Annotated in this window: 17 protein-coding genes; 11 read left to right on the top strand and 6 right to left on the bottom strand. The window is 73.0% G+C overall.

What is annotated here, in order from left to right; genetic code table 11:
* Positions 1-60: 60 nt before the first annotated feature.
* The 9 genes from AB0I67_RS29360 (at position 61) to AB0I67_RS29320 (ending at position 10342) form a co-directional block, all read left to right on the top strand.
* Positions 61-996 carry an alpha/beta hydrolase gene (locus AB0I67_RS29360; protein ID WP_357929721.1) on the top strand — a complete coding sequence of 312 codons (936 nt, stop codon included), beginning with the start codon at positions 61-63 and terminating at the stop codon, positions 994-996.
* Positions 996-1703 (top strand): ABC transporter ATP-binding protein, encoded by a 708-nt coding sequence (locus AB0I67_RS29355; protein WP_357929719.1) that lies wholly within the window; start codon positions 996-998, stop codon positions 1701-1703. The genes AB0I67_RS29360 and AB0I67_RS29355 overlap by 1 nt, the downstream gene beginning before the upstream one ends.
* Positions 1700-3526, top strand: a complete 1827-nt coding sequence (locus tag AB0I67_RS29350) for an ATP-binding cassette domain-containing protein (RefSeq protein WP_357929717.1) — start codon at positions 1700-1702, stop codon at positions 3524-3526. The genes AB0I67_RS29355 and AB0I67_RS29350 overlap by 4 nt, the downstream gene beginning before the upstream one ends.
* Positions 3523-4662 carry an ABC transporter substrate-binding protein gene (locus AB0I67_RS29345; RefSeq protein WP_357929716.1) on the top strand — a complete coding sequence of 380 codons (1140 nt, stop codon included), beginning with the start codon at positions 3523-3525 and terminating at the stop codon, positions 4660-4662. The genes AB0I67_RS29350 and AB0I67_RS29345 overlap by 4 nt, the downstream gene beginning before the upstream one ends.
* Position 4663: 1 nt before the next feature.
* Positions 4664-5527, top strand: a complete 864-nt coding sequence (locus tag AB0I67_RS29340) for a branched-chain amino acid ABC transporter permease (protein ID WP_357929713.1) — start codon at positions 4664-4666, stop codon at positions 5525-5527.
* Entirely contained in the window at positions 5524-6717 is a 1194-nt protein-coding gene (locus tag AB0I67_RS29335; protein ID WP_357929710.1) for a zinc-binding dehydrogenase, read from the top strand. The genes AB0I67_RS29340 and AB0I67_RS29335 overlap by 4 nt, the downstream gene beginning before the upstream one ends.
* Positions 6718-6728: 11 nt before the next feature.
* Positions 6729-7688 (top strand): aldo/keto reductase, encoded by a 960-nt coding sequence (locus AB0I67_RS29330; protein ID WP_357929707.1) that lies wholly within the window; start codon positions 6729-6731, stop codon positions 7686-7688.
* 114 nt (positions 7689-7802) lie between these two features.
* On the top strand, positions 7803-8681 hold the full coding sequence (locus AB0I67_RS29325; RefSeq protein WP_357929705.1) for a sulfotransferase: 879 nt from the start codon (positions 7803-7805) through the stop codon (positions 8679-8681).
* 2 nt (positions 8682-8683) lie between these two features.
* Positions 8684-10342: an arylsulfatase gene (locus tag AB0I67_RS29320; protein WP_357929702.1), complete on the top strand. Its 1659-nt coding sequence runs from the start codon at positions 8684-8686 to the stop codon at positions 10340-10342.
* Between the two features lie 42 nt (positions 10343-10384).
* On the opposite strand, the gene AB0I67_RS29315 is transcribed toward AB0I67_RS29320, so the two are convergent.
* From AB0I67_RS29315 to AB0I67_RS29295, 5 genes are all read right to left on the bottom strand, one after another.
* Entirely contained in the window at positions 10385-11008 is a 624-nt protein-coding gene (locus tag AB0I67_RS29315) for a hypothetical protein (protein ID WP_357929700.1), read from the bottom strand.
* 79 nt (positions 11009-11087) lie between these two features.
* Positions 11088-12776, bottom strand: a complete 1689-nt coding sequence (aspT, locus tag AB0I67_RS29310) for an aspartate-alanine antiporter (protein ID WP_357929697.1) — start codon at positions 12774-12776, stop codon at positions 11088-11090.
* Positions 12773-14380 carry a bifunctional aspartate transaminase/aspartate 4-decarboxylase gene (locus AB0I67_RS29305; RefSeq protein WP_357929695.1) on the bottom strand — a complete coding sequence of 536 codons (1608 nt, stop codon included), beginning with the start codon at positions 14378-14380 and terminating at the stop codon, positions 12773-12775. Before AB0I67_RS29305 ends, aspT begins: the two co-directional genes overlap by 4 nt.
* An 11-nt stretch (positions 14381-14391) precedes the next feature.
* Positions 14392-16074, bottom strand: a complete 1683-nt coding sequence (locus AB0I67_RS29300) for a hypothetical protein (protein WP_357929692.1) — start codon at positions 16072-16074, stop codon at positions 14392-14394.
* A 37-nt stretch (positions 16075-16111) separates the two neighbouring features.
* On the bottom strand, positions 16112-17500 hold the full coding sequence (locus tag AB0I67_RS29295; RefSeq protein ID WP_357929690.1) for a threonine/serine exporter family protein: 1389 nt from the start codon (positions 17498-17500) through the stop codon (positions 16112-16114).
* A gap of 133 nt (positions 17501-17633) precedes the next feature.
* Here AB0I67_RS29295 and AB0I67_RS29290 point away from each other — a divergent pair, with 133 nt between their 5' ends.
* Together AB0I67_RS29290 and AB0I67_RS29285 are read left to right on the top strand one after the other, a co-directional pair.
* The gene (locus AB0I67_RS29290) at positions 17634-20129 is read left to right on the top strand and encodes an ATP-dependent Clp protease ATP-binding subunit (protein ID WP_357929688.1); all 2496 of its coding nucleotides are present in this window, start codon (positions 17634-17636) and stop codon (positions 20127-20129) included.
* Positions 20126-21085: a magnesium and cobalt transport protein CorA gene (locus AB0I67_RS29285; protein WP_357929685.1), complete on the top strand. Its 960-nt coding sequence runs from the start codon at positions 20126-20128 to the stop codon at positions 21083-21085. The genes AB0I67_RS29290 and AB0I67_RS29285 overlap by 4 nt, the downstream gene beginning before the upstream one ends.
* Before the next feature lie 71 nt (positions 21086-21156).
* On the opposite strand, the gene AB0I67_RS29280 is transcribed toward AB0I67_RS29285, so the two are convergent.
* Positions 21157-21888, bottom strand: coding sequence for a ZIP family metal transporter (locus AB0I67_RS29280; RefSeq protein ID WP_357929682.1), 732 nt, complete (start codon positions 21886-21888; stop codon positions 21157-21159).
* Between the last annotated feature and the right edge of the window lie 11 nt (positions 21889-21899).

The following is a 21899-nucleotide window of genomic DNA, read 5'->3' as shown; positions in this document are numbered from 1 at the left end:
CACGCGCATAACGTACATGGAATCCGATAGGATTTCGCACCCGAACGGGCGGAGGTCCCCATGCCGCTGCACCCCGACGCGCAACGCATCATCGACAACGTCCCGCCGGCCGCCGACGGCCCGCCCCCGGACGTCGCCACGATGCGCGCGGAGTTCGCCAAGGCGTGGAGCGCTCCCGCCGACCTGCCGCCGGTCGCCTCGGTGCGCGACACCGCCTTCGCCGGGCCGGGGGGCGAGGTGCCGGTGCGGGTGTACACGCCCGAGGGCGAGGGGCCCTTCCCGGCCTTCCTGTGGTTCCACGGCGGTGGCTGGACGATCGGCTCGGTCGAGGAGAACGACTTCGCCTGCCGTACCGTCTGCCGGGAGGCCGAGGCGGTGGTGATCAGCGTCGCCTACCGGCTCGCGCCCGAGGACCCCTTCCCGGCCGCCGCCGAGGACTGCTACGCCGCCCTGCTGTGGGCGCACGGCTCCGCCGCCGCCCTCGGCGTCGATCCGGTACGGCTGGCCGCCGGCGGCGAGAGCGCGGGCGGCAACCTCGCGGCGGTCGTGGCGCTGCTGACCCGCGACCGGGGCGGGCCGCGACTGGCCCGGCAGGTGCTGGTCTCGCCGGTGCTGGGGCATCCCGATGACGGCCGGGCCTCCTATCGACAGTTCGCTGACGGATATTTTCTGTCGAAAGCAAGCATGGACTGGTTTTTCACCACGTACCCGCGAAACGCCAAGGATCTGGAGAATCCCTACCTCCTCCCGTTACGCGCCACCGACCTGTCCGGCCTGGCGCCCGCGCTCATCCTGGGCGCGGAGTACGACGTGCTGCGCGACGAGGGCGAGGACTACGCCGCCGCGCTGGCCGCCGCCGGGGTGGAGGTCGAGCTGGTCCGGCTCGACGGGCTGATCCACGGGTTCTTCGGCCTGCTGGCCACCGAGCTGGGCGGCGCCCGCGAGGCGCACACCCGCACCGTCGCCAGCCTGCGCGCCGCCTTCGGGACCGCCTGATGGACGCCCCGGCCCCGGAGAACGGCCTGCGGGTGCGCGAGCTGAGCGTGAGCCGGGGCGAGACCGGCATCGTGCACGAGGTCAGCCTGGCGGCGCCGCCCGGCTCGGTCACCGTGCTGCTGGGCGCGAACGGCGCGGGCAAGACCACCCTGCTCGACGGCATCGCCGGCCTGGCCCGCGCCGGCGCGGGGGAGATCGAGCTGGACGGCCGGCGGCTGACCGGCCTGCCCACCCACCGCCGCGCCGCCGCCGGCCTGGGCTACGCCGAGCAGGCCCGCACCGTCTTCCGCCGGCTCACCCTGGAGCAGAACCTGCTGGTCGCCGGGGAGGACGTGGCCGGGGCCTACCGGCTGTTCCCCGAGCTCGAAGCGCGCCGCCACCTGCCGGCCGGCAACTTGTCCGGCGGTGAGCAGCAGATGCTCGTGCTCGGCCGCGCGCTCATCGCCCGGCCGAAGGCGCTGCTCGTCGACGAGCTCTCCCTGGGGCTGGCGCCGCTGGTGGTGCGCCGGCTGATGAACGCCGTCGGGGAACTGGCCGCGCAGGGGCTGGCCGTGCTGCTGGTCGAGCAGTTCGCCGCGCTGGCCCTGCGCCTCGGGGAGCGGGCCTACGTGCTGCGCAAGGGGCGGGTCGTGTTCGACGGGCGCTGCGCGGACCTGCGGCCCGAGCTGCTGCACGACCACTACTTCGGCACCCGGGAGGCGTCGTGAGCGGCAGCCGGACCGGGACGCCGCCCGCCGAGGCCGCCCCGGCGGGGGTGCCGCCGGGCCGGGCGGCCGGGTTGCTGGGGGCAGGGGTGCTGCGGGCCTGGGGGCCGGGGCTGGGGCTGGCCGTGGCCGCCTGCGTGTTGCTGCCGGCCGTACTGCCCGCGTACTGGATCTATCTGGCCGTCGCGGCCATGGTCGGCGCGGTGCTGATGCAGAGCTACGGCGTCATCGTCGGCCGGGCCGGGATGATGTCGCTCTGCCAGCTGTCGTTCGCCGCCATCGGCGCCTGGGTCGTGCTGCGGCTCAACCTCGCCGACGCGCCCGGCGGGTTCCTGCTGTGGCTGCCGCTCGGCGGGCTGGCCGCGGTCCCGGTCGGGGTGGCCATCGGGCTGCCCGCGCTGCGCATCCGCGGGGTCAACCTGGCCGTCGTCACGCTCGGCTTCGCGGTCTCGACCGACATCGTGCTCAACGCCTCGCAGTTCCCCGGGACCGCCGAGCTCAAGGCGCTGGCCCGGCCCGCGCTCTTCCGCTCCGACGGCGCCTACTTCGTGCTCACCGTGCTGGTCTTCGTCCTGCTGGCGATCGGCCTGGCCGCGGTCAACCGGACCCGGGTCGGGCGCTCGTGGCTGGAGGTGCGCCACTCCGAGCGGGCCGCGGCGGCGCACGGGATCTCGGTGACCCGCAGCAAGCTGACCGCCTTCGCGATCAGCGCGTTCGTCGCCGGGATCGGGGGCGGGCTGATGTCCGGCCAGCTCGGCCTCGTCGTGTCTGGAAATTTCGCGATGATGCAGTCGCTGGCGCTGTTCGCGGTCGCCGTGCTCATCGGCCCGCACAACCCCGAGGGGGCCATCGCCGGAGGCGTGTTCGGCGCGCTCATGGCCACCCTCCTCGACCGCCTCCACCTGCCCCAGGACCTCGGCGGCATCCTCTTCGGCGCCACCGCCGTGCTGGCCCTGCGCAGCGGGATGAGCCAGACCGACCTGGTCCGCCTGCGCCGCCGCGAACGCGCCGCCCGCCCCCTCCTGGAAGCCGCCTCCCCGACGACCCCGCCCACTGGCCCGCCCACCGACCCATCGCCAAGCCCTGCCCCTGCCTCGCCGCCGGTGGCCGGAGCCCCCCTCCTGGAGGTGCGCGGCCTCGGGGTGCGGTTCGGGGAGGTCGTGGCCCTGGACCAGGTCGATCTCACCGTCCCCGCCGGTACGGTGACCGGCCTGATCGGCCCCAACGGAGCCGGCAAGTCCACCCTGATCGGCGCGGTCACCGGCTTCCTGCCCGGCTACGCCGGCACGGTGACGCTGGACGGCGAGCCCCTCGACCGGCTGACCCCGAGCGCGCGGGCCCGCCGCGGTCTGCGGCGCACCTTCCAGACCACGGCCATCGCCCCCGAGCTCACCCAGCACGAGTACCTGGACATCGTCGCCGGCCGCGCCCTGCCCGAGCGGGAGGCCGAGCAGATCCTGGCCTTCTTCGGCTGCCCGCCCGCCGCCGTCCCGGTGCACATCCTCGACGCCGGCACCCGGCGCCTGCTCGACGTGGCCGCCGCGATCGCCGCCCGCCCGGCGGTGGCGCTGCTGGACGAGCCGGGCGCGGGCCAGTCGGCCGCCGAGTCGCTCGACCTCGGCCGGAAGCTGGCCCGGGTGCCCGAGCGCTTCGGCGTCTCGGTGCTGCTCGTGGAGCACGACATGGACCTGGTGCGCGCGGCCTGCGCGACCGTCACGGTCCTGGACCACGGCCTCGTGATCGCCACGGGGCCCACGGACGACGTCCTGGCGGATCCGGGGGTCCGCGCGGCATACCTCGGCACAGTCGTGGAGGAAACCCTGTGAAACGCGCGCTCCTAGCCCTCGTCCTGCTGGCCTCCGGCGCGGTCGCCTGCTCGGCCGACGACGGCACCGGCCCGATCAAGGTCGGCTCGATCAACGGCATCACCGGCCTGTTCCAGTCGCCGGAGGTGCCGCAGGCGGTCAAGGCGGTCTTCGAGGAGGTCAACGCGGCCGGCGGCATCCAGGGCCGCAAGCTCGAACTGCTCAGCCGCGACGACGCCATGAACCCGCAGCGCTCGACCGAGGCCGCCCGCGAGCTGATCGACTCCGAGGGCGTGGTCGCCCTGGTCGGCTCCTCCAGCGCGGTGGACTGCGGCCTCAACCGCGCCACCTACAGCCAGGCGGGCATCGTCTCAATCCCCGCGGTCGGCGTGGACCCGGCCTGCTTCACCAGCCCGAACATCGCCCCGGTCAACCCCGGCCCGTTCAAGCTGCTGACCGCGATGCTCTACTACGCCTCAGAGACGCTCAAGCACGACAAGGTCTGCCTGGCCTTCACCGTCCTGCCGGGCAGCGGCGGCGGCATCGACGCGGCGATCAAGGAGTGGAGCGACCTCACCGGCAAGCAGCTCACCGTCAAGGACACCTCGGTCGGCCAGGGCGACCCCACGCCCTACCTGGTCCGGCTGAAGTCGGCCGGGTGCCGGGCGGTCATCTACAACGCCCAGGTCGGCCCCTGGTTCGCCCAGGCCAAGACGCAGGGCATGGAGCAGGTCGACTTCATCCTCATGGCCAACGCCTACACCGACGCCAACGCCGCGCTCATCCCGCCCGGCATGCGCGCCCAGGCCGGCACCGAGTGGCAGCCGTACACCGACGAGACGCTGCCCGGCAACGACCGCTGGGCCAGGATCGTCACCACGCACAAGATCCAGAAGACCGCCTTCAGCCAGGGCGGCGTGATGGCCGCGGACGTCTTCGTCCACGTGCTCAAGACGATCAAGGGACCGATCACCCGCGAGTCGGTCACCCAGGCCTTCAAGAGCATGCAGCCCATCCGCTACCCGATGGTCGGCACCCCCTGGGTCTTCGGCCCCGGCGACAAGCACAACCCCATCGAGGGCAGCCGCTTCGTCCGCGCCGAGAACGGCAAGTGGGTCGTGCTGCCAGAAGGCTTCATCGTGCCCGGGAGGAGCTGAGGTGCTCGAATCGGTGGTCGCCGGGCTGACCAGCGGCGGCGTCTACGCGCTGCTCGGCCTCTGCGTGGTGCTGACCCACCGGCTGGTTTCGGTGGTCAACTTCGCCATGGCGGCGGTCGGCGCGATGGGCGCGTTCGTCATGGTCACCCTCACCGACGCCGGGCTGAGCACCTGGCTCGCGCTCCCGGCCGGGGTCGCCGCGGGCGGGCTGCTGTCCGGCCTGCTCGGGGCGGGCCTGGTGCGCTGGTTCGGCGACCACGGACCGGCGGCCAAGGCGGCGGTCACCGTCGCGGTCTTCGTCGGGCTCATGGCGGTGGGGCTGCGGCTGTTCGGCAACCTCACCTCCGGCGCGCGGCGCTTCCCCGAGGCCTTCAACGCGCCCGCCTTCACCGTCGGCGACGTGGTCGTGCCACAGGCGGTGCTGGTCTCCCTGGCCTTCGCGGTGCTCATCACCCTCGCGGTGACCTGGCTGCTGCGCCGTACCAGAGTGGGGTTGCGGCTCCAGGCGATCTCCGAGCGGCCGGGCACCGCCGAGGTGGTCGGCATCCCCGCGCCCCGGCTGGCGCTCGCCGTCTGGGTGGCGGTGGGGGCGCTGTCCTCGCTGGTCATCGTGATGGTCGCGCCCCGGCTCGGCGGCGACTTCTCCACGCTGGCCAACCTGGTCACCACCGCGCTGGCGGTGGCCATGGTCGGCGCCTTCCACAGCCTCTGGCTGACCCTCGCCGGCGGGGTGCTGCTCGGCTGCCTCGAAGGGGTGGCCGCGGCGCTGGAGCCGGTGCAGCAGTACCGCGGAGTGCTGCCCTTCCTGGTGATGGTGGCCCTGCTGTGGTGGCGCAGCAGGCACGACGTGTGGGAGGCCGCGTGAGGGCCGCAGTGCTGCGCGAGTACGGCAAGCCGCTCGTGCTGGAGGAGGTGCCGGTGCCCGAGCGGTGCGAGCCGGGGGCGGCGCTGGTCCGGGTCACCTGCGCCACGCTCTGCGCGACCGACGCGCACCTGTGGCAGGGCGTCATGCCGGTGGCGCTGCCGCTGGTGCTCGGGCACGAGATGGTCGGCACCGTGGTCGAGGCGGGGGAGGGCACCCGCGACGCGCTCGGCCGGCCGGTGCGGGAGGGCGATCGGATCGGCTGGTCGGAGTCGGTGTGCGGGCACTGCCACGGCTGCTCGGTCCTGCGCGACCCGGTGGCCTGCGCGAGCCGGGGCTACGGGTTCCTGCAGCGGGCCGACGTGTGGCCCTACGCCACCGGCGGGCTGGCGGAGTACGTGTACGTGGTGCCCGGCGCGGCCAAGCTGCTCCTGCCGGACGACCTGCCCGACACCTGGGCCGCCGCGGCCGGCTGCGCGGTCAAGACCGTCGTGCACGCCTTCGACCGGGCCGGCGGGGTGCGGCCGGGCTCGACCGTCGCGGTGCAGGGCGCGGGCGCGCTCGGCCTGGTCGCCACCGCCCTCGCCGCGGCCTCCGGCGCCACGGTCGTCACCATCGGCGCCCCGGACGCGCGGCTGGACCTCGCCCGCCGCTTCGGCGCCCACCACACCGTCACCCTGGACGGCAACCTCGACTCCACGACCCCGCTCGGCTCCAAAGCCCCGGCCGGCTCCGCTGCCACCGTGGACGGCGCGGCGGCCCCCTCAACCGACCGGCTCGGCTCCGCTGCGGGGGAAAGGGTGCCGGGCCAGGGTGCGGAGGCGAGGGTCGCGGCCGTGCTGGAGGCCACCGGCGGGCGCGGCGCCGACCTCGTGCTCGACCTGGCCGGCGCCCCGGGCGTCGGCGCGGAGGCGGTGCGGATGGCCGCCTGGGGCGGCACGTTCGTGGTCGTCGGCACCACCAGCCCCGCCCCCGAGCCGCTGCCGCTCGGCCTGGTCATGGGCAAGCAGCTCACTCTGCGCGGCTCGCTCAACGGCGACATCGCCGACTACCACCGCGCCCTGGACCTCCTGCGCCGCACCCCCGCCCCCTGGGACGCGCTGTTCAGCCCGCCCACCGGCCTGGAGGGGGCGAGCGACGCGCTGGCCGCCCTGCACCGCCTCGACGCGATCAAACCCGTGATCCACCCCTGAGGAGAGCCCCCTTGATCCCCAAGCGCAGGCTAGGCGCCCACGGCCCCGAGGTCTCGGTGCTGTCGCTCGGCTCCTGGCACACCTACGACCGCATGGACTTCGCCGAGGCCGTCACCATGCTCCGCCGCGCCACCGACCTCGGCGTCACCCTCTTCGACGTCGCCGTGTACGGCATGCCCGGCCACCCCCCGGTCTTCACCGACGTGCTCTTCTCCGCCATGGTCAGAGCCGCCGGCCTGGACAGGAGCGACTACCAGCTCTCGGCCAAGCTCTGGCTGGAGGGCTGGCCGCAGCGCCCCATGCGCGCCCAGCTCGAACACGCCTTGTTCCGCGCCGGGGTCGAGCACGCCGACACCGCCGTGCTCGGCGACATCAGAGCCGACACCAGAGGCGAGACCGACCTGCGCGCCCTGGCCCGCGAGCTGGCCGAGCTGGAGGCCGACGGCCTGCTCGGCTGCTGGGGCGTCAACAACTGGTCGGCCCGCGACATCCTGGAGATCCAGGCGCACGCCCGCGAGGCCGGCTCGCCCGGGCCGCAGCTCGCCCAGCTCAAGTACAGCCTGGCCCGGCGCAGCATCCCCGAGGGCGACCCGTTCGCCGCCGTCTACGCCGCCGGGGTCTCGCTCCAGGCCAGCGACGTGATGGAGGGCGGCATCCTCGCCGGCGGGTCCGGCACCACCCGGCAGATCGGCAAGGACCCCGGCGGGGTGCGCGAGCACATCGTCAAGGCCGCGGGCGGCGTCTCCGACGTGGCCGCGGGGCTCGGCTGCACCGCCGCCCAGCTCTGCATCGCCTACTGCCTCACCCACCCGGCGCTGGCCACCGTGCTGTTCGGTGTCAGCAGCATCGCCCAGCTCGAGGAGAACGTGGGCGCGCTGGAGGTGCTGGAGCGCGTCGGCGCCGAGCGGCTGCGCGGGCTGCTGGAGCCGTACTGGGCCGACCGGGACGTGGTGGACCCGTCCGGCCCCTGAGGCCCGGTGCGGCGGGTGGCCCCGGCCGGTGACGTCCGGCGATCTTCCCGCCGCCCGCTGGTTTACAGCACGGGTTCACCCTCGGTTCACCGGCTCGCTCTACGTTGACCGGTCATGAGCTGGAGGTACCGGGCCAACGCCACCCTCGAAGGGCTGACGGGCTACACGCTGACGCGGTCACGCCCCGCGCCGACCCCGCCGCCGCCCCCGCCCCCGCCGCCCCCGCGGCTGGGCGGGGACCTGCTGCGCCCGCCCGTGGACCCGGCGCACGACCGGCTGCTGCGCGCGCCGGTCTTCCTGCTGTCGTCGGTGCGCTCCGGCTCCACGCTGCTGCGCGTCATGCTCAACAGCCACTCCCAGGTGCACTCGCCGATCGAGACCCACTTCCGCCGCGCCGCCGTGGACCTCACCACCGACCCGGTACGGCAGGCGATGGGCCTGCTCGGCCACGTGCACAACGACCTCGAACACCTGCTGTGGGACCGCATCCTGCACCGCGAGCTGAGCCGCAGCGGCAAGCCGGTGCTGGTGGAGAAGACGCCCAGCAACGTCTTCGCCTGGCGGCGCATCGCCACCTGCTGGCCCGACGCCCGCTTCGTCTTCCTGCTGCGCCACCCGCTGTCCATCGCCCAGTCCTGGCACGAGGCCGACCCCGACAAACGCCCCATGGACGAGGCCGTGCGCCGCACGCACCACTACATGACGCACCTGGAGGAGGCCCGCGCCCACCTGCCCGGCCCGACCGTGCGCTACGAGGACCTCGTCGCCGCCCCCGAGGCCGAGCTGCGCCGCCTGTGCGACTTCCTCGGCGTCGCGTGGGAGCCGGGCATGCTCACCTACGGCGACAAGGAGCACGGCGGCTTCGTCAAGGGCATCGGCGACTGGCGCGACAAGATCCGGCAGGGCACCGTCGTCCAGCCGCGCCCGCTGCCCGATCCGGCCGAGGTGCCGGAACAGCTCGCGAAGATCTGCGAGCTCTGGGACTATCGCTGACGATGAACCACCCGTCACGGCGCGCCCTGGTCGGCGGCGCGCTGGCCAGCCTCGCGCTGCCCTCCGTCGCCTCCGCCCAGCCCGCCCGCGCGGCCACCGGCCCCGGCGGCACCGTGCCCTCCCCGCCCTCGTTGCCCGCCCGGCCCAACTTCGTCGTCGTGCTCGCCGACGACCTGGGCTGGGGCGAGCTCGGCTGCCAGGGCCAGCGGCTGATCCACACGCCCAACCTCGACCGGCTGGCGGCCGAGGGGGTGCGGTTCGAGGCGGCCTACTCCGGCGCCCCGCTCTGCGCGCCCTCCCGCAGCGCGCTGCTCACCGGCCTGCACGCCGGGCACGGCACCGTCCGGGAGAACCCCGAGGGCGGCACCCAGCACTCGCTGACCGAGGCCGACCTGACCTTCGCCGAGCTGCTCCAGCTCGCCGGCTACCGCACCGCGTGCATCGGCAAGTGGGGGTTCGGGCCCGAGACGCCCGGCCAGCCCTCGCACCCCAACCGGCGCGGCTTCGGCTCCTTCCTCGGCTACATCGAGCACCGCCACGCCCACCAGTACTACCCGTCCTACCTGTGGGACAACGGCGACCGGCTCGACCTCGACGGCACCGTCTACGCGCCCGACCTGTTCCTGGAGCGGGCGGTGGAGTTCGTGCGCGACCCGGCGGAGCGGCCCTTCCTGCTGTACTTCGCCAGCACGCTGCCGCACTCGCCCAGCGTCGTCGCCGGTGGCGCGGGACGCTACCAGGACGAGCCGTGGAGCGGCCCGAACCGGCGGCACGCCGCGCAGGTCAGCCGGCTCGACGCCGACGTGGCCACTCTGGTGCGCGCCCTGGTCGACAGCGGCCGGGCCGACCGCACCGTGGTGCTGTTCACCAGCGACAACGGCCCGCACAGCGAGAAGGGCGTGACGCCGGAGCTGTTCCGCGGCAGCGGCCCGTTCCGCGGCGACAAGCGCGACCTGTACGAGGGCGGCATCCGCGTGCCGTTCCTCGTCTGGTCGCCCGGCCTGCCCGCCCGGGTGGAGAGCACGCCGGTCGCCTCGTGGGACGTGCTGCCCACGCTCGCCGACCTCGCCGGCGTGCCCGTCCCCGCCCGGCTGGACGGCCGCTCCCTGGCCGGCCTGCTGCGCGGCGGGCCGCCGCCCGAGCGGGGCTACTTCGTCTGGAACCGGCCGCGCAAGATCCAGGCCATCCGGCGCGGGCGGTGGAAGGTCATCCGCTTCGCCCCCGGCATCGCCGGCGCCGGGCCCGGCGGGCGGGTCGAGCTGTACGACCTCGACGCCGACCAGGGCGAGCGCACCGACCTGTCGGCCCGCTGGCCGGCTTTCACCCGCGCCATGCTCGGCGAGCTCGACCGCGCCATCGGGCCCGACCCGCGCCTGCCGTACGGCCTGCGCATCGACGGCGACGGCGAGCGGCTCACCGTCACCCTGCACAACGGGTCGGCGGTCACCTGGCACGAGGTGCGCCTGGAGCTTGAGCCGCCGCAGGGCGAGCGCGTGCGCGGACCCGAGGTCGCCGGCGTCCCCCCGGGCGCCGCCTGGAGCGCCGACTTCCCGCCGGTGACCGGCGGCCGGGTCTGGGCCACCTTCCGCGCCCAGGGCCGCCGCCACACCTTCCGCCGCAGGATCCGCCTCCCCTCACCGGAACGCCGCGCCCAGCGGTGACCCAGCGCTCAGGGTGACCCGGCGCTCAGGGTGACCCGGCGCTCAGGGTGACCCGGTGGCCGGCGGCTTGGGGGCGGGCGCGAAGGCCACTTCCGAGCCCTCGCCGCCCTCGGCCGGCGCCCGGTACGTCACGGCGTAGGCGGTCCGCCGGAACGAGCCCCGCGCGGCCTTGGCCCCCATCGGAGGGATCTGCCGGTCCAGGCCCAGGTCGTACCACGCGTGCTTCGAGTCCTGCTGCACACAGTGGCGCTCCTGGACCCGCACGCGCGTCGCCTTGCGCACGCAGACCTCGACGACGCTCGCCGGGCGGAGCACCAGCTCGGTCTCGCCGTCGCCGCCCTCGGGCGGCGCCCGGTAGAAGGCGGGTTTGGCGTCGGACGGCTCCCGCAGCACGCCGGTGGCGGCCTTCCGGCCGACGGCTGGGACGGGCCGGCCCGTGGCGACGAAGCTCCAGGCGTGCCCGGGCCGCTCGTCGTCGCACCGCTGATCCGGGGCCCTGACCAAGGCAGGCACGGTGACGCAGAGCTCGACGTAGGCGGTGGTGGGCGGGCCGTCGTCGGGGCCGGGCAGCGGGCCCTCGCGCAGAGGTTCTGCGCACCCGGCGAGCGGCAGGACCGGCACCAGGGTCAGCAAGGAAAGGGCGAGGCGGGTTCGGGTCGGTGGCACCGAGAGGTCCTCCGCGATGGGCGACGGGCCGTCGACCCTATCCCCGGCGGCCCCGGTGCGGCGGGGCCGTTCGGAGGGGTCAGCCGATGGCGTTGGCCATGGCGACCACGATCGGGCCCAGCAGCGGCAGCACCACGTTCGAGAGGGCGTACACGATGGTGTACGACATCAGCGGCGTGGTGTTGCCGGCCTGCGACTGCACGGCGGTGATGGCCGGGGTGGAGCACTGCTGGCCGGCGACCGCGCCGAGGGCCAGCGGGGCGGGCAGCTTCATCACCTTGAAGGCCACCAGGAGCGAGATCGTGGCCGGGATGAGGGTGATGAGCACGCCGGTGACCGGCAGCGCGAAGCCGAACTTCTGGATCAGCGCCACCGCCGCCGGCCCCGACGACAGGCCGACCGCGCAGATGAAGGTGGACAGGCCGAGGTCCTTGATGACCGAGGCCGCCGCCGAGTCGTACTGCCCGATGGTCGGGTGCTTGGCCCGCAGCCAGCCGAAGAACAGGCCGGACAGCAGGCAGCCGCCGCCGGTGCCGAGCGAGAGCGGGATGTCGCCCAGCGGGATGGTGATCTTGCCGATCAGCATGCCGAGGATGATGCCGAGCGCGATGAAGATGAAGTCGGCCTTCACCGCGGTGTCGATCCGGAAGCCGGTCGCCTTGACGAAGGCCGAGACGTCCTTCTTGGTGCCGGTGACGCGGGCCACGTCGCCGGTGTTGATCACGGTGCCCGGCTGGATCGGCAGGCCCGACTCCATCCGGGTCAGGCCGGTCAGGTAGGCGCCGCTCTGCTGCTCGACGGCCTGCTTGCGCAGATCGGCGACGGTGGCGCCGTTGAGCGCCTTGTTGGTCAGGAAGACCTGCGCGACGTCGAGCTCGATGGCGTCGGTGCCCGGGTCGGCCACCTCGGGCCCGACCACCTGGTCGGCGTGGACCAGGTCCTCGCGCAGGCCGAACAGGACCACGACGTCGTCGTGCGAGAGCCTGGTGTCCGGGCCGACGTCGAGGGTCTCGTCGCCCCGCCGTACGCGCTCGACCGTGGCCCGCCCGCCCAGGGCGGCCTCGACCTGCGCGACGGTCTGCCCGGCGGCGGCCGAGACGCGCTGGGCGCGGCCGACGACCGCCGGCATGACGGTGACCGCGTCCTCGTCGACGTGGCCCTTGCTGAGCTGACGCCACAGCTTGACCGCCTCGTCGCGGATGCTGAAGCGGCCGATCGCCGGGGCGATCTGGCTGGTCAGCAGGACAATGGTGATCAGGCCGCAGATGTAGGAGATGGAGTAGGCGGTGCCGACGTTGGCCTGCAGGGCCTGGATCTGCCCGGGCGGCAGCGAGAGCTTGGCGATGGCGTCGGTGGCCGTGCCGACCACGGCCGACTCGGTGGCGCCGCCGGCCATGAGGCCCGCCGCGGTCCCGGCGTCCAGGTGCAGGACGGCGGTGGCGACGGCGGTGACGCCCAGCACCGCCACCACCTCGATCAGGGTGAACCAGCCGTAGCGCAGGCTGCGGCGGTTGAGGCTGGCGAAGAACGACGGCCCGCTCAGGTAGCCCAGGGTGAAGATGAACAACGCGAAGGCGATGTTCTTGACCTGGTCGTTGAGGGTGATGCCGCCGATCATGCCGACGAGGATGGCCACGATCAGGGTGCCGGCGATGCCGCCGAGCGACAGGCCCTTCACCTTCACCTTGCCGATGGCGTAGCCGAGCGCCAGGCAGATGAACAGCGCCATCTCCGGCGTGCCCTGGAGCAACTCCTTGAACCAGGTCATGACCGGTCGAACTCCCGCTTGTACTCGTCGACCACTTCCTTCAGCCACGTCCCGATCTGGGCGTAGTCGTCCTGGGCGAGGTTGGCCAGGCTGACCCGCACGCTCCACTGCGGGCCGTCGAAGCCGCCGCCGTTGAGCAGCACGACCGAGCCCTTCTCGGCGAGGCGGAAGACCGGGTCGACCGGCTCGAAGTTCTGCTGCAGCCAGGCGGCGAACTCGGTGCCGTAGGTGCGCTGGACGAAGTTGAGGATGTCCAGCTCGATGTAGTAGCGGGCGGCCAGCGGGTCGTCCGGGATGGCCAGGCCCATGCCCTCGCCGAGGGCGGCGACGCGGCGGGCGATGACCGACTGGCAGGTGCGCTTGTAGTCGTTGCCGGAGTCCAGGAGCGCGGCCAGCGCGAACAGCGTCATCTGCAGTTGCTGCGGCGTGGACAGGCCCGCGGTGTGGTTGAGCGCCACGTCGCGCGAGTCGGCGACCAGCCGGTCCACGAACTTGATCGTCGACGGTTCGAGGGCGATGGTGTCGTAGCGGTCGCGCAGCCGGTCCTGGTCCGCCTTGGAGAGCTGGGCGATCTTCTCGTCGAAGATGTTGTCCTGGTTGACCGCGACGACGCCGAGCCGCCAGCCGGTGCAGCCGAAGTACTTGCTGAAGGAGTAGACGCCGATGGTGTTGCGCGGCGCGGTCGACATCAGCGAGCGGAAGCCGTCGACGAAGGTGCCGTAGACGTCGTCGGTGATGATCGTCAGGCCCGGGTTGGAGGTCTCGATGATCCGCGCGATGTGGTCGAGCGACTCCTGGGCCAGCATCACCGACGGCGGGTTGGACGGGTTGACCAGGAACAGCGCCTTCACCGACGGGTCGGCCAGCTTGTCCAGCTCGCTCTGCGAGTACTGCCAGGTGTGCAGGCCGCCCTCCGACATCCGGTCGGCCTGGAGCTCCACCGTCTTGAAGGAGAAGCGCTCCAGGCGCGGGATCTCCAGGTACGGGGTGAAGATCGGGGTCATGATGGCGATCGTGTCCTCCTTGCGGAGGATGCCGTTGACCTGGAGGCTGTCGAAGACGTAGCACATGGCCGCCGTCCCGCCCTCGGTCGCGAACAGGTCGTACGGCCTGGCCGGCCGGTGGCCCGCGCACATCTCCTGCACCAGGTAGGCGTGGACGACCGCCTCGGCGTGCTTGAGCATGCGGTCCGGCTCGGGGTAGTGGTCGCCGATCACCGCGTCGGCCATCTCCCACACGAACTCGTCGGCCTCGAAGCCGAGCTCGCGCGTGCCGTACTCCACCGAGCGGCGTAGCAGCCCCGCGCCGGGCCGGTCGGGGCCGGCGTCGAGGAAGGCGGTCAGCCGCCCGGCGATGCCGTCCTTGGCCGGCATGCCGCCCAGCAGCTCGAACTCCGACCAGGTGCGCCGCGACTCGGTCAGGGCGAAGGCGCCCATGAGGAAGAAGGCCTCGCGGGGCTCGGTGGCGATCCAGTTCGGGTTGCCCCGCCCCGCGTTGAGCATCGCGTGCGCGGACTTCGAGTCGCCGGCGAGCTCGATGAGCTCGTTCTTGAGCTCGAAGGGGCTGAGCGCTTCCCACTTCCGCTCGGTCGCGCGGTCGGCCATGGTGGTTCCCCCTAGGACAGCAGGGCGACGATGATCGTCCCCCAGATGGTGAGCAGTGTGTTGCCGATGGCGTAGGGCACGGTGTAGCCGAGCACCGGCACCTGGCTCTTGGCCGCGTCGGTGACGGCGCCGATGGAGGCGGTGGTGGTGAAGGTGCCGGCGGTGACCCCGAGGTTGATCGGGGCCGGCCACCGGTAGATCAGCTTGCCGAGCGCCAGGGTCACGACCATCGGCACGAGCGTGACCACCAGCCCGGCCAGCAGCAGACCGAAGCCCTCCTGCTTGAGCCCGGCGATGAAGTTGGGCCCGGCGGTGATGCCGACGATGCCGACGAACATGCACAGCCCGCCGGTGTTCATCAGCCATTCGGCCGCGGCCGGGAAGCGGCCGTGCGCGGGGTGCTTGGCGTGCAGCCAGCCGAAGATGAGGCCCATGATGAGCGCGCCGCCGCTGGTGGTGAGCCCGATGTCGGCCCCGGCGACGGCGATGGTCGGGATGCCGATCAGGCCGCCGAGGAAGATGCCCAGGCCGACGAAGGAGAAGTCGGTCTCGTCGCTGCTGCGCAGCGCCTGGCCGATCTTCGGCACGGCCCGCTCGACCAGTTCGCGGGCGCCCTGGATGGTGACGGTGTCGCCGACGTGCAGCGGGCTGTGCCGCCCGACCGGCATCTCGATCCCGGAGCGCACGATCTTGGTGATGAACAGCCCGCGTGCGCCCGGATGGGTGGCCAGCTTCTCCGGGGTGAGGTCGGCCACCACCTTCTTGGTGAGCACCACCGGGAGCGTCTCGATGTCGTAGTCGAGCAGTTCGGGGTCGTCCACCTCGACGCCGTCGGCGTTCATCGCGCCGTGGATCAGGTCGGCGTGGCTGGCGGTGACGGTGACCACGTCACCGGCGCGCAGCACGGTGCCGGCGTCGGTGTAGGCCATGGTGTCGCCGCGGCGGTAGCGGTACAGGAAGATGCGGTGCCCGAGCGAGGCGGCGCGCTCCTCGAAGGCGCCGACCGCCGAGCCGTCGAGCTCGGAGCCGGCGCTGATCCGGTAGGTGCGCCGCTCCAGGCGGCGGTAGGCGACGGCCAGGTCGGGGTCCTCGGAGGTGCCGAGCTCGCGCTCCAGCTTCCTGGAGTCCTCGACCAGGCTCTTGGAGCCGAGCAGCCGCCAGGCGAGCTGGGACAGGAAGTAGGCGGCGGCGGCCGTGCCGAACAGGTAGCAGACGGCGTAGCCGACCGGGATCTGGTTGACGTAGGTCTGCTTCAGGTTGGCCGGGATCGTCGCCGAGGCGTTGATCGCGTCGGTGGCGACGCCGATCACGGCCGACTGGGTCAGCCCGCCGGCCAGCAGCCCCGATCCCCAGCCGGGCCCGTAGCCCATCAGCACGGCCATGCCCCAGGCCACCAGCAGGCCGGCCACGCAGCCCACCACCGAGACGATGACCTGCGGAATGCCGCTCTTCTTGAGCCCGGCGAAGAACTGCGGCCCGACCTTGAACCCGAGCGCGAACAGGAAGCCGATGAAGGCCACCGTCTTGACCAGGTCGGGGATCTTGATGTCGAGCTGGCCGATCAGCACGCCGGCCAGCAGCGTGCCGGTCACCGAGCCCAGGACGATGCCCTTGACGCCGAGGCGGCCGATGAAGAAGCCAAGGGCCATGGTCAGGAAGATCGCGATCTCGGCGTGCTGCCGGAGGGCGTCCACCAGCCACGACCACATACGTCCCCCCGAGCGGCGTGTGTCAGGGGGAAATGACGGATGTGGTCGTTCCCGCACCTTGATCAGGTGAAACGTCGGAGACCCTGATCCGGCGGCGCGGCAGCAGGCTGGCGCCGACCATGATGCCGAGCGTGATCGCCACCATGGTGAGCAGCGTCTGGACCAGGTCGTCCAGGCCGGAGGCGCCCTGGCCGGAGACCAGCTCGCTCACCCCGGTCAGCCCCACCGAGCCGGGCACCAGCATCCAGAACGAGGGCAGGAAGAGCACCTGGGCGGGCGTGTCGGTGCGGCGCTCGACCAGCGCGGCGAGCAGCGGGATGACCGCCCCGGCCGCGAACGCGCCGACCATCGGCCCCGCCCAGCCGGTGCCGGCGAGCTGGGCCAGCCGCTCGGCCAGCAGGCAGACCAGCACCCACGGCAGCACTCGGGCACGGGCCGAGTAGAAGATCTGGAATCCCGCGCCCAGCAGCACCACCCCTGCCCACGGCGCCCAGCCGCCCAGCGCGCCGTCGGCCGCGATGCCCGGCGGCAGCCCGGTCCGGTCGGCCAGGGTGATCCCGGCCAGGATGCCGAAGGCCAGCAGCAGGAGCACGTTGACCCCGCCGGCCAGCCGGGCCATGCCGGACAGGGTGGCGCCGTGCGCCAGTTCGATGGTGCCCATGGTGAGCAGGCTGCCGGGCAGGAAGGCGATCAGCGGCGGGATGAGCAGCTCGCCGGGGCTCATGTGCAGCAGCGGCTCGGCCCAGCGCAGCGCCACGAAGGTGACCGCGGTGGCCGCCACCACCGGCATCGCGGTGGCCAGCACCGGGAAGCGGGCGCCCAGCAGGCGCAGCACGCCCACGCCCAGGCCGAGCAGCGCCCAGCCGAGCACCGCCTTGGACGTCGGGTGCTGCAGCAGCCCGAGGCCGACGGTCAGGATCGCGTAGCCCAGCACCGAGCCGGCGGGGCTGATCCGCCGGGGCATCCGGTGGATCTCCCGCAGCTCGGCGCGGGCCCGCTCGATCGGCATCGTACGGCCGCGCAGCCGCGTGACCAGCCCGTACAGCTCCTGCACCTGGTCGAGGCGGAGCTGGTCGCCGGCGACGGGCCGGAAGTCCATGACGCCCGCGTCGCCCTCGCCCACCCGGACGAACAGCCCCGTCGGCACCACGAAGCAGGCGCAGCGCACGCCGTAGCGGGCGGCGACGTCGCTCAGCGTCCCCTCCACCGCCGAGGTCTGCTCGCCGGCCCGCAGCAGCGCGTCGCCCAGCTCGCACAGGAAGCCGGCCAGCCGCCGGTTCCAGTCGGCCTGGGTGCTGGCGCCGGGCACCTCGATCACCTGGTCGCGCGCGTACCGGCCGGCCGTACCGTTGCGGAGAACGCGGGCCAGAGCGGCGGCCCGCGCGGCGGCGCGGCCCGCCAGCTTCCGCATCCCCGCCATGATCGCGCCCGCCACACCCCGCTCACTATCCGCGGCCGAGCCCCGGCAAGCCCGCCGGAGGGTCATGGAGTGATTTGCCGAGTTGTTGGTGTTGCAAAGAAGCGCCCCAGGAAACCCGACCATCATGACATCGCCCTTTGAGTCCTTCTTCGGCCGCGATCCGTTCCGGGGATTCGACACCTTCTTCGGCGGGGGCCGGGAGTCCTGGCCGCCGGCCCGGCCCAGCGTGCAGCGGGTCGACATCGGCCGCATGCTCACCGAACCGGCCCGCGAGCTGCTCCGCCGAGGGGTCGAGCTGGCCGCCGCGCGCGGCGCGGCCGACCTGGACTCCCTGGACCTGCTGCAGGCCGCGACCGGCGACCCGGTGACCCGCGCGCTGCTGATGAACGCCGGCGCCGACCCCGAGCGCCTCGACCAGGCCATCCAGCAGGTGCTGCCCAAGGGCCCCGAGGGCGAGGAGCCCACCACGGTCAGCCCGGCGGTGAAGAAGGCCTTCCTGGACGCGATGCGCATCTCGCGCGCCCTCGGCTCCTCCGGCATCGGCCCCGACCACCTGCTGCTGGCGCTGGCCGCCAACCCCGACTCGCCCGCCGCGCGGGTGCTGGACGCGGCCGGCGTCTCGCCGAACGAGCTGGAGGAGACGATCGTGGCCACCGGCCCCGAGAGCGTCGCCACCGCGAAGAGGAAGACCGACACCCCGACCCTCGACGAGTACAGCCGCGACCTGACCGAGGAGGCCCGCGAAGGCCGGCTGGACCCGGTGATCGGCCGCGAGGACGAGATCGAGCAGTGCGTCGAGGTGCTCTCGCGCCGGCGCAAGAACAACCCCGTGCTGATCGGCGAGCCAGGCGTGGGCAAGACCGCCATCGTCGAGGGCATCGCCCAGCGCGTGGTCAACGGCAGCGTGCCCGACACCCTCAAGGACCGCCGGGTGGTCACCCTCGACCTCAGCGGCCTGGTCGCCGGGTCGAAGTACCGCGGCGAGTTCGAGGAACGCATGAAGAAGGTGATCGACGAGGTCACCGCGCACAGCGGCGAGCTGATCGTCTTCATCGACGAGGTGCACACCATCATCGGGGCCGGCTCGGCCGAGGGCGGCATGGACGCGGGCAACATGCTCAAGCCCGCCCTGGCCCGCGGCGAGCTGCACGTCATCGCCGCCACCACGCTGGACGAGTACCGCAAGAACATCGAGAAGGACGCCGCGCTGGAGCGCCGCTTCCAGCCCATCCTGGTCCCGGAGCCGTCGCCGGAGGACACCGTCGGCATCCTCAACGGCCTGCGCGACCGCTACGAGGCGCACCACCAGGTGAAGATCGCCGAGGACGCGATCACCGCCGCGGTCAACCTGTCCGACCGCTACATCAACGACCGTTTCCTGCCGGACAAGGCGATCGACCTGATCGACCAGACCTCCGCCCGGGTACGGCTGCGCGCCATGACGCCCGGCGAGGACGTGCGCGAGCTGGAGGCGCGGCTGGAGGGCCTGCGCCGCGACAAGGACCAGGCGGTCAAGAGCGAGGACTTCGACCGCGCCAAGGAGCTGACCGCCGAGATCGACCGGCTGCGCCCCGAGCTGGAGGGCGCCCGCCGCGGCCGCGACGACACCCCGACGGTGGTCGCCCAGGACGTGGCCGAGGTGGTCTCGCGGCTGACCGGCATCCCCGCCAGCCAGCTCACCGAGGAGGAGCGCAGCCGGCTGCTCAAGCTGGAGGAGCACCTGCACGAGCGGGTGATCGGCCAGGACGACGCGGTCACCGCCGTCTCCGAGGCGGTCCGGCGCTCGCGGGCGGGCCTGTCCGACCCCAACCGGCCGATCGGCAGCTTCATGTTCCTGGGCCCGACCGGCGTCGGCAAGACCGAGCTGGCCCGCGCCCTGGCCGACGCGCTGTTCGGCAGCGAGAAGGACATGATCCGCATCGACATGTCCGAGTACCAGGACAAGTACTCCGTCAGCCGGCTCGTCGGCGCCCCGCCCGGCTACGTGGGCTACGAGGAGGCCGGCCAGCTCACCGAGGCCGTCCGCCGCCGCCCGCACAGCATCGTGCTGTTCGACGAGGTGGAGAAGGCCCACCCGGACATCATGAACATCCTGCTGCAGATGCTGGACGACGGCCGGCTGACCGACGGCCAGGGCCGCACGGTGGACTTCACCAACAGCATCGTGATCATGACCAGCAACCTGGGGTCCAACCTCATCCTCATGCACAACGGCGATCCCGCCGAGCTGCGCGACCAGCTCATGGAGCTGCTGCAGTCGCAGCTCCGGCCCGAGCTGATCAACCGGATCGACGAGATCATCGTCTTCAACCGGCTGGACAAGGAGGAGATCCGCCAGATCACCACCCTCCTGCTGGGCAGGACCGAGCGGCGGCTGGCCGCCCAGGACATCACCCTGACCGTCTCCGACGCGGCCAAGGACTGGCTGGCCGAGAAGGGCTACAAGCCCGAGTTCGGGGCCCGGCCGCTGCGCCGTACCATCCAGCGCGAGCTGGACAACCGGCTGTCGTCCATGGTCATCAACGGCGAGTTGTCGCCGGGCGACCGGGTGAGCGCCGACGCCGCCGAGTCCGGGCTGACCCTGACGGTCGACGGCAGGGGCGAGCGCCGGGAGGGATGAGCGTCCGCTCCTGGCTGTGCACCGGCGACGGGCTGAGCGAGCTCGACCGCGCCCCGGGCGACCTGCCCGGGGTGCTGGCCGGGCTCACCGGCTCCGCCTACCTGTGGGTCGAGCTCGGCGACCCCTCGGCCGAGGAGCTCCGCACCCTGGGCGAGCACCTCGGGCTGCCCGGCATCGTGCTGCAGGACGCCGGCCACCACCACCAGCGGCCCAAGTCCGACACCGTCGAGGACCTGCGGGTCTGGGTGCTCAAGACGCTCTGGTACCTGGAGCCCACCTCGCAGATCGAGACCGGCGACCTGGCCGTGGTGCTGGGCCGCAACCTGCTGGTCACGGTACGGCACGGCCGGGGCGACCCGGTGCCGCAGGCGCGCGCCCGGCTGACCGGCGGCGGCAAGCTGCTCGGCCGCGGCCCGCTCGGCGCGGTCTACGCCCTGGTGAGCGTGCTGGTCGACGACTACCTGTCGGCCGCGGCCGAGGTGGCCAAGGACGTCACCGAGCTGGAACGCGACCTGTTCGCCGGTCCCCGGATCGACGCGGTGAAGCCGCTCTACTCGCTCCGGCGCGAGATCCTGGAGTTCAGGGACGCCATCGCGCCCATGGAGCCGGTCGCCGACGACTTCCTCGACCAGCGCAGCCCCGACGCCTACCTGCGCGAGCTGGCCCGGCACGTGCGCCGGGCCGCCCAGTCGGTCCGCTCCAGCGAGGAGCTGATCGGCTCGCTGCTCAACGCCCATCTGGGGCAGATCAGCATGTGGCAGAACGAGGACATGCGCAAGATCTCCGGCTGGGCGGCGATCATCGCCGCGCCCACCCTGCTGGCCGGGATCTACGGCATGAACTTCGACGACATGCCCGAGCTGCACTGGCGCTTCGGCTACCCCGCGGTGCTGCTGGTGATGGCGCTGACCTGCTGGCTGCTGTACCGGGCCTTCCGCCGCAACGGCTGGCTCTAGGCAGCCGGCCAGTGGCTCAGGCCGGTGGCTCAGGTCGGCTGGTGGCTCAGGCCGGCCAGTGGCTCAGGCCGCTAGTGGCTCAGGCCGACCACCAGCCACATGAACGCCGCGCCCGCCACCGTCGCGGCCATCGTCAGCCGCGAGGACCGCACCGCGTGCGCCTGCGGCAGGATGTCGGCCGTGGCCAGGTAGAGCAGGAAGCCCCCGAAGTACCCCAGGTAGAGGCCGATCAGCTCGGGCGGCACCCGCAGCAGGGTGCCCGCGACCGCGCCGGCCACCGGGGCCGCCGCGTCGGCCAGGAGCAGCGCGACCGCCCGGCGGCGGGCGTTGCCGTACAGGGTGGTGACGGTGAAGGTGTTGAAGCCGTCCGCGAAGTCGTGCGCGATGACCGCGATGGCCACCGAGACGCCGAGCGCCGTGCCCGCCTGGAAGCCGAGCCCGATGCCGAGGCCGTCGAGGAAGCTGTGCGCGACCAGCCCCGAGGCGGTCAGCAAGCCCACGGATTCGAGCCCGTGGTGGTGTTGCCCGAAGCTCTCCTCCTGGCCGCGGTGCAGCGCGAGCGCCTTCTCGATCAGGTGCAGCGTCAGGAACCCGCCGACCGCCATGAGCATCGCCGCGGGCACGCCGAACACCTCCTGGCCCGACTGCTCCAGCGCCTCGGGCAGCAGGTCGAAGAAGACCACGCCGAGCATCAGCCCGGCGGCCAGCCCCAGCACCACCTGCCGCCGCTCGCCGATGCGCGCCGCGACCAGCCCGCCCAGCAGGGTCGAGCAGAACGCCAGCAGGGCAACCAGGACCGCCATGCGCCCACCCT

Origin of the sequence: Nonomuraea sp. NPDC050310, assembly GCF_040655795.1 — a bacterium.
GTDB lineage: Bacteria > Actinomycetota > Actinomycetes > Streptosporangiales > Streptosporangiaceae > Nonomuraea.
The sequence above is the reverse complement of the archived record's forward strand: the minus strand, read 5'-3'. Positions and strand labels throughout refer to the sequence as shown.

Bases quoted from the DNA above. Each gene is read 5' to 3' on its own strand.
- aspT (WP_357929697.1), bottom strand. From the start codon at position 12,776: ATGACCTGGTTCAAGGAGTTGCTCCAGGGCACGCCGGAGATGGCGCTG.
- AB0I67_RS29320 (WP_357929702.1), top strand. From the start codon at position 8,684: ATGAACCACCCGTCACGGCGCGCCCTGGTCGGCGGCGCGCTGGCCAGC.
- AB0I67_RS29305 (WP_357929695.1), bottom strand. From the start codon at position 14,380: ATGGCCGACCGCGCGACCGAGCGGAAGTGGGAAGCGCTCAGCCCCTTC.
- AB0I67_RS29325 (WP_357929705.1), top strand. From the start codon at position 7,803: ATGAGCTGGAGGTACCGGGCCAACGCCACCCTCGAAGGGCTGACGGGC.
- AB0I67_RS29280 (WP_357929682.1), bottom strand. From the start codon at position 21,888: ATGGCGGTCCTGGTTGCCCTGCTGGCGTTCTGCTCGACCCTGCTGGGC.
- AB0I67_RS29290 (WP_357929688.1), top strand. From the start codon at position 17,634: ATGACATCGCCCTTTGAGTCCTTCTTCGGCCGCGATCCGTTCCGGGGA.
- AB0I67_RS29285 (WP_357929685.1), top strand. From the start codon at position 20,126: ATGAGCGTCCGCTCCTGGCTGTGCACCGGCGACGGGCTGAGCGAGCTC.
- AB0I67_RS29355 (WP_357929719.1), top strand. From the start codon at position 996: ATGGACGCCCCGGCCCCGGAGAACGGCCTGCGGGTGCGCGAGCTGAGC.
- AB0I67_RS29360 (WP_357929721.1), top strand. From the start codon at position 61: ATGCCGCTGCACCCCGACGCGCAACGCATCATCGACAACGTCCCGCCG.
- AB0I67_RS29295 (WP_357929690.1), bottom strand. From the start codon at position 17,500: ATGCGGAAGCTGGCGGGCCGCGCCGCCGCGCGGGCCGCCGCTCTGGCC.